General features: G+C 61.2%; 4 protein-coding genes. 1 reads left to right on the top strand and 3 read right to left on the bottom strand.

Translation table 11 applies throughout. From position 1 onward, the window contains the following. Positions 1 to 106: 106 nt before the first annotated feature. The 3 genes from ngg to mnmC all read right to left on the bottom strand — a co-directional run bounded on the left by ngg (position 107) and on the right by mnmC (position 5787). Entirely contained in the window at positions 107 to 1855 is a 1749-nt protein-coding gene (gene ngg / locus PMI32_RS00350) for an N-acetylglutaminylglutamine synthetase (RefSeq protein WP_008035692.1), read from the bottom strand. 3 nt (positions 1856 to 1858) lie between these two features. Next, positions 1859 to 3631, bottom strand: coding sequence for an N-acetylglutaminylglutamine amidotransferase (locus PMI32_RS00355; protein ID WP_008035691.1), 1773 nt, complete (start codon positions 3629 to 3631; stop codon positions 1859 to 1861). Between the two features lie 176 nt (positions 3632 to 3807). Continuing rightward, complete coding sequence (gene mnmC / locus PMI32_RS00360; RefSeq protein WP_008035690.1) at positions 3808 to 5787, bottom strand: bifunctional tRNA (5-methylaminomethyl-2-thiouridine)(34)-methyltransferase MnmC2/FAD-dependent 5-carboxymethylaminomethyl-2-thiouridine(34) oxidoreductase MnmC1; 1980 nt, start codon at positions 5785 to 5787, stop codon at positions 3808 to 3810. Between the two features lie 160 nt (positions 5788 to 5947). Here mnmC and pap point away from each other — a divergent pair, with 160 nt between their 5' ends. Further along, a complete protein-coding gene (gene pap, locus PMI32_RS00365; protein WP_008035689.1) occupies positions 5948 to 7471 on the top strand; it encodes a polyphosphate:AMP phosphotransferase in 1524 nt (507 codons plus the stop codon). Positions 7472 to 7564: the final 93 nt, after the last annotated feature.

Below are 7564 nucleotides of genomic sequence, written 5' to 3'. Positions count from 1 at the left end.
GGTGTCTGTGAGGCCGTCTTCGCGGGCAAGCCTCGCTCCTACAAAAGCACCCATTCCTGTAGGAGCGAGGCTTGCCCGCGAAGGGGCCGGTTCAGGCACCACATCACTAAGAGACAGCCGGCTGACTATGCGGAAACAACAGATCCACAAACCGCTCGGCCGTCGGCTGCGGCTCATGGTTGGCCAGGCCGGCGCGTTCATTGGCTTCGATAAACACGTATTGCGCCTGATCCGCCGCCGGCACCATCAGGTCGAGCCCGACCATCGGGATATCCAGCGCCCGCGCCGCGCGCACGGCGGCCTCCACCAGTGTGGGATGCAGGATCGCCGTGACATCTTCAAGCACACCGCCGGTATGAAGATTCGCCGTACGCCGTACGAACAAATGTTCACCCGCCGGCAGAATGCTGCTGTAGTCGTAACCCGCTGCCTGCAACGTGCGTTCGGTCTCGTGGTCCAGCGGGATTTTGCTTTCACCGCTGGTAGCCGCTTGCCGACGCCGACTCTGAGCGTCAATCAGCGCACCGATGGAATGCTGCCCGTCGCCCACCACTTCGGCCGGTCGGCGAATCGCTGCCGCCACCACCTCAAACCCGATCACCAGAATCCGCAGGTCGAGGCCTTCGTGAAAGCTTTCCAGCAGCACGCGACTGTCGAACTGACGGGCTGATTCGATGGCTTGCTGGACGTCTTCGATGGTCCGCAAATCCACCGCCACCCCTTGACCCTGTTCGCCATCCAGCGGCTTGACCACCACCCGCTCGTGCTCGTCGAGAAACGCCAGGTTGTCATCGGCGTTGCTGGCCAGTTGCTGGCTCGGCAGATTCAGACCGGCCGCCTTCAACACTTTGTGCGTCAGGCTTTTGTCCTGGCACAGGCTCATGCTGATGGCGCTGGTCAGGTCACTCAGCGACTCGCGGCAACGTACCCGCCGTCCGCCGTGGCTGAGGGTAAACATCCCGGCCTCGGCATCATCGACCTGCACATCAATGCCGCGACGATGGGCTTCCTCGACGATGATCCGCGCGTAGGGGTTGAACTCGGCTTCAGGACCGGGGCCGAGAAACAACGGTTGGTTAATGCCATTCTTGCGCTTGATTGCAAAGGTCGACAGGTTGCGAAAACCGAGCTTGGCATAAAGACTTTTCGCCTGGCGATTGTCGTGCAGCACGGACAGGTCCAGGTAACTCAAGCCACGGCTCATGAAGTGTTCGATCAAATGCCGTACCAGCACTTCACCGACGCCGGGCCGCGAACAGTGCGGATCGACTGCCAGGCACCAGAGGCTGCTGCCGTTTTCCGGATCGTTGAACGCCTTGTGATGATTGAGGCCCATGACACTGCCGATGACCGCGCCGCTGTCCTCGTCCTCGGCCAGCCAGTACACCGGGCCGCCCAGATGACGCGGGGTCAGCAGACGCGCGTCGATCGGCAACATGCCACGCGCCAGATACAACTGATTGATCGCCTGCCAGTCGGCATCGCCTTGCGCACGACGAATGCGAAAGCCGCGAAACACACGGGTCGCCTGCCGGTAATCGCTGAACCACAAGCGCAAGGTGTCCGACGGATCGAGAAACAACTGGGCTGGCTCCAGCCCCAGCACTTGCTGGGGCGCGGCGACATAGAGGGCGATGTCCCGTTCGCCCGGTTGCTCATTGAGCAACTCTTGGGCGAGGCTCGCCGGGTCGGGGAACGTATGGCCGATCAATAACCGGCCCCAGCCGCAATGCACGGCAATCGGCGCGGTACCGAGTTCACTGCCGTCTTCAGCCAGACGCGCCTGCAAGCGTTCGTAGGAGGGCGCCTGACCGCGCAACAAGCGTTGGCTGTACGCCGTGGCGTGAGGTTTCATCGATCAGATTCCTTGTTCACTGAGCCACAGGTTCAGCGCTGCCAATTGCCACAGCTTGGAGCCGCGCAACGGGGTCAACTGGCCTTGTGGATCGGTCAGCAAACGGTCGAGCATCGCCGGGTTGAACAGGCCACGATCCTGGCTCGGGTCCAGCAGCAATTCGCGCACCCAGTTCAGCGTGTCGCCCTGCAAATGCTTGAGACCCGGCACCGGGAAGTAACCCTTTTTACGGTCGATGACTTCGCTCGGAATCACCAGTCGTGCCGCTTCTTTCAGCACTTGTTTGCCGCCGTCCGGCAGTTTGAATTTGCCCGGCACCCGGGCTGACAATTCCACCAGGCGATAGTCGAGAAACGGCGTGCGCGCTTCCAGACCCCAGGCCATGGTCATGTTGTCGACGCGTTTGACCGGGTCATCCACCAGCATCACCGTGCTGTCCAGACGCAAGGCTTTGTCCACCGCCGCATCGGCACCGGGCTGTGCGAAATGTTCCTTCACGAAGTCGCCGGCGGCGTCATTCGCGGTCAGCCATTTCGGCTGTACGGTGGCGGCGTAATCCTCGTAGCTGCGGTCGAAGAACGCATCGCGGTACGCCGCGTACGGATCGGCCGCGCCATCGACCTGCGGATACCAGTGATAACCGGCGAACAACTCGTCCGCCCCCTGGCCGCTTTGCACCACTTTGCAATGCTTGGTCACTTCGCGGGACAACAGATAGAAAGCGATGCAGTCATGACTGACCATCGGCTCGCTCATCGCGCGGAAGGCGGCGGGCAGTTGCTCGATGATCTCTTTTTCGTCGATGCGCAGTTGATGATGTTGGGTGCCGTAATGCCTGGCGATCAGATCCGAATACTGGAACTCGTCACCGCGCTCGCCACCGGCATCCTGGAAACCGATGGAGAAGGTCGACAGGTTTTCCACGCCGACCTCCCGCAACAGCCCGACGAGCATGCTCGAATCGACGCCGCCGGACAGCAGCACGCCGACGTCCACCGCTGCCCGTTGACGAATCGCCACCGCATCACGGGTGCTGTCGAGTACGCGGTCGCGCCAGTCTTCGAGGGTCAGATTCTTCTCATCCTCGTGTGGGCCGTAGGGCAGGGTCCACCAGGTTTTCTGCTCGGTTGTGCCGTCTGCTTCGATGCGCATCCAGGTGGCGGGCGGCAGCTTTTCGATGCCGGCCAGCAAGGTGCGTGGCGCCGGGACCACCGCGTGGAAGTTCAGGTAATGATTGAGCGCCACTGGATCGAGGATCGGGTTGATGTCGCCGCCCTTGAGCAACGCGGGCAATGCCGAGGCAAAGCGCAGGCGCTGGCCGGTGCGCGACAGGTACAGCGGCTTCACGCCGAGACGGTCACGGGCGATGAACAGGCGCTTGGCGTCACGCTCCCAGATAGCGAAGGCAAACATGCCGTTGAGCTTGGGCAACAGCGCTTCGCCCCAGGCGTGGTAGCCCTTGAGCAGCACTTCGGTGTCGCCGCCGGAATAGAAGGCGTAACCGAGGGATTCAAGTTCGGTACGCAGTTCGGGGAAGTTGTAGATCGCGCCGTTGAAGGCCAGGGACAGGCCCAGTTGATGGTCGACCATCGGCTGCACCGAGCCGTCCGACAGGTCCATGATTTTCAGGCGACGATGGCCAAGGGCAATCGGCCCCTGGCTGTGAAAGCCCCACGCGTCAGGGCCGCGAGGCGCCAGGTGATGAGTGATTCGTTCAATGGCTGCAAGGTCTGCAGGTTGATGATCAAAGCGTAACTCGCCAGCTAATCCGCACATAAATTCCTTACCGGTTTTTCCGTTGGGGAGGGTCAATCGATACCGCGCCCAAAGGGCGGGTACTCAGAAACTGACCTGGTGGGATCGTGGGAGTTTTAGATCGATAAGTAATAAAGGTGCTGGGTGCGTGCCAAGGCTTTAAGTACAAAACCTTGTATGCCCGGCAACCAGGTGCCTCATTTGCCTCGAATCAATCGGCGCAAGGCGAAGCGGTTCGGATGACACGCCTCGGCCACGGCTCTTGGTAATGGCAGCGGTTCGTCATCCAGCCACGCGGCGAGCAACTCGCCTGACAACGGTGCGGTGATCAAACCTCGGGAGCCGTGGCCGCTGTTGACATACAAGCCGTCCAGCCATGGGCAAGGGATGTCCGGGGTTTGCCGGGCATCCTTGCTCAAGGCGCTGTAGGCGTCGGCGAACGCCTGACTGTCGGCCAGTGGGCCGACAATCGGCAAATAATCCGGGCTGGTGCAGCGAAACGCTGCGCGGCCTTCAAGTGCATCAGGTTGCAATGCATTTGCGCCGAGCCGAGCGACCAGATCTACCGAGATTTCTTCGAGCATTTGCAGATTGCCTGCATGTTCGGCAGCGGTCGGGGTCAGGTCATCGGAGTTGAAATCGAAACTGGCGCCCAGGGTGTGTTCACCCAAACGAGCTGGCGCGACATAACCTTCGGCGCAGACGACGGTGCCCAGTGCCTCGCTTTCAGAGGTCTGTGGCAGGCGAGTGATTTGTCCACGAATGCGTTTGAGCGGCAGCTCGCTGCTGTAACTGAAACGCTTGATCTCGGCAGCCCCGGCCAGTACCACCACCGGGGCCTCGGCCAGCACGGTTTCGCCATCCAGGGCTTGCCAGTGTCCGTGCGCTCGGCGCAACTCCAGCACATCGTGATGCGTCAGGATCTGTATGTTCGGGTGCGCCGCTTGCCATTGGCACAGGGCGGGCGGGTGCACCCAGCCGCCTTCGGGGTAGAACAGGCCACCCGATTGCAGTGCGATGCCGGCGCGGATTTCGGCCTGCGCTTGATCGAGCGTGTGCAGCAAGTCCTCGGGAAACGCTGCGGCCAATTGCGCCTGACGCTCCGCTTCCTTGGCATTGAAGGCCAGTTGCAGCACGCCGCAGTCGTCCCAGTCGAGACCTCGATGCAACTGCTCAAGCAAGCGGCGGGTGTGGCCGAACCCGCTGACGATCAATTGCGACAATGCGGTGCCATGGGCGGAAAGCTTGAGGTACAAAACCCCTTGAGGATTGCCCGAGGCTTCCTGCGCCAGTGCCCCGTGACGCTCCAGCAGACTGACTTGCCAACCCCGCGCCGCGAGGCTGGCGGCTGTCGCGCAACCGGCGAGGCCGGCGCCGATCACCAGGGCACGACGTTCGCCGGTCAGGGGGGCCGGACGCGCAAACCACGGTTTTACCATGACGGGCTTCGTGACTTCCTCCGGCCAACCGAGAAACACCCCGCGCAGGATTTCCCATTTGTGGCCGATGCCGGGCGTGCGTTTCATCTTGAAGCCTGCGGCATTCAACAGACGGCGCACCCAACCGGTGCTGGTGAAGGTGCTGATCGTCGAGCCGGGTGCCGAGAGTCGGGCCAGCTCGACAAACAGTTCGGCGGTCCACATGTCGGGGTTTTTCGCCGGGGCGAAACCGTCGAGAAACCAGGCATCGATCTGCGCGTCCAGCTGTGGCAACTGTTCCAGCACATCGCCGATCAGCAGCGTCAGGGTGATGCGTCCGTGGTCCAGGATCAGGCGCTGAAAACCTTGATGGATTGCCACGTATTGCGCCAACAGTTGATCGGCAAACGGCTTGAGCTCCGGCCACAAGGCCAGCGCCCGCTGCAGATCGGGCAGGCTCAGCGGGTACTTTTCGACACTGACAAAATGCAACCGCGCACCGGCCACCGCGTGCTGCTCAAACAACTGCCAGGCGCACAGGAAATTCAACCCGGTACCAAAACCAGTCTCGCCAATCACCAGTTTCCCGCCCACCGGCAATGCCGCGAAACGCTCACGCAACGCGTTCTGTTCGAGGAAGACGTAACGGGTTTCGTCCAGCCCGGACAGGTTGGAAAAATACACATCATCGAACACCCGCGAGCGCGGGAGACCTTGGTCGTCCCAGTCGAGCTGGGCGTGGGGCAGTACAGGTTTCATGGCAGGCTCGGCAACGGCAAGGCGACCATTCTAGCCGATCGCCGAGTCGCTGCTTGATCCATGGCAACGTCCGGATCGGGCCAGGCAGTGAAAATGGGATTTCTCCCACGCAGGAGAGGTCAATCCGCTAGTCTTGTTCAATCCTGGAAGGAGCCGCCCCATGTTCGAATCTGCTGAAATCGGTCACGTCATCGACAAAGAAACCTATGAAGCCGAAGTGCCGGCGCTGCGTGAGGCACTGCTCGAAGCACAGTTCGAACTTCAGCAGCAAAAACGCTTTCCGGTGATCATTTTGATCAACGGCATCGAAGGCGCCGGCAAGGGCGAGACCGTAAAGCTGCTCAACGAGTGGATGGACCCGCGCCTGATCGAGGTCCGCACGTTCGATCAGCAGACCGACGAAGAACTGGCGCGACCACCGGCCTGGCGCTACTGGCGGATGCTTCCGGCCAAGGGCCGCATGGGCATCTTCTTTGGTAACTGGTACAGCCAGATGTTGCAGGCCCGGGTTCATGGCGTGATCAAGGAACCCCGGTTCGATCAGAGCATCAACGGTGCCGAACGCCTGGAAAAGATGTTGTGCGACGAAGGCGCGCTGATCTTCAAGTTCTGGTTCCACCTTTCCAAGAAGCAAATGAAGGACCGCCTCAAGGCCCTGGCCGACGACCCGCTGCACAGCTGGCGCATCAGCCCGCTGGACTGGCAGCAATCGGAGACTTACGACAAGTTCGTCAAGTATGGTGAACGCATTCTGCGCCGCACCAGCCGCGACTATGCGCCATGGCACGTGATCGCCGGGATGGACCCGCGCTATCGGAGCCTGGCGGTCGGCAAGATTCTGCTTGAAGGCCTGCAAGGCGCCTTGAAAAGGCCGAAGATTCACCCGGATAAAGTCAGCGCCGCGCCATTGGCCAGCAGTGTCGATCTGGTGAACCTGCTCGACAGCCTCGACCTGAATCAACACCTGGAAAAGGAAGACTACGAAGAGCAACTGATCACCGAGCAGGCGCGTTTTTCCGGGTTGATGCGCGACAAACGCATGCGCCGCCACGCCTTGATCGCCGTGTTCGAAGGCAACGACGCGGCCGGCAAGGGCGGGGCGATCCGCCGGGTGGCCGCCGCGCTCGATCCTCGGCAATACAGCATCGTGCCGATTGCTGCGCCCACCGAAGAAGAGCGGGCGCATCCGTACCTGTGGCGATTCTGGCGACATATTCCGGCACGGGCCAAATTCACCGTGTTCGACCGTTCCTGGTATGGCCGGGTGCTGGTGGAGCGTATCGAAGGCTTTTGCAGCCCGGCCGACTGGCTGCGCGCCTACGGTGAGATCAACGACTTCGAAGAGCAGATCGCCGATGCCGGAGTGATCGTGGTCAAGTTCTGGCTGGCCATCGACAAACAGACACAACTGGAGCGCTTCGAAGAGCGCGAACAGATCCCCTTCAAGCGCTTCAAAATCACCGAAGATGACTGGCGCAACCGGGATAAGTGGGAGGCCTATCGCGCCGCGGTCGGCGACATGGTCGACCGTACCAGCACCGAAATTTCCCCCTGGACGCTGGTGGAAGCCAACGACAAGCGCTGGGCCCGGGTCAAGGTTTTGCGCACGCTCAACCAGGCGCTGGAAGCGGCGTTCGAAAAGTCCGACAAGCATGAAAAGAAACTGAAAAAGCCCAAGACTTGAACCGATGGTGACGCATACGCGGGGTGAATGATTGTCGCGACCGGTCACGGCTGGACTTATGCTCGATCCACTCTCAACCGACAACAATAATGA

The sequence above is a fragment of the Pseudomonas sp. GM60 genome (assembly GCF_000282415.1).
Lineage (GTDB): Bacteria > Pseudomonadota > Gammaproteobacteria > Pseudomonadales > Pseudomonadaceae > Aquipseudomonas > Aquipseudomonas migulae.
The sequence above is the reverse complement of the archived record's forward strand: the minus strand, read 5'-3'. Positions and strand labels throughout refer to the sequence as shown.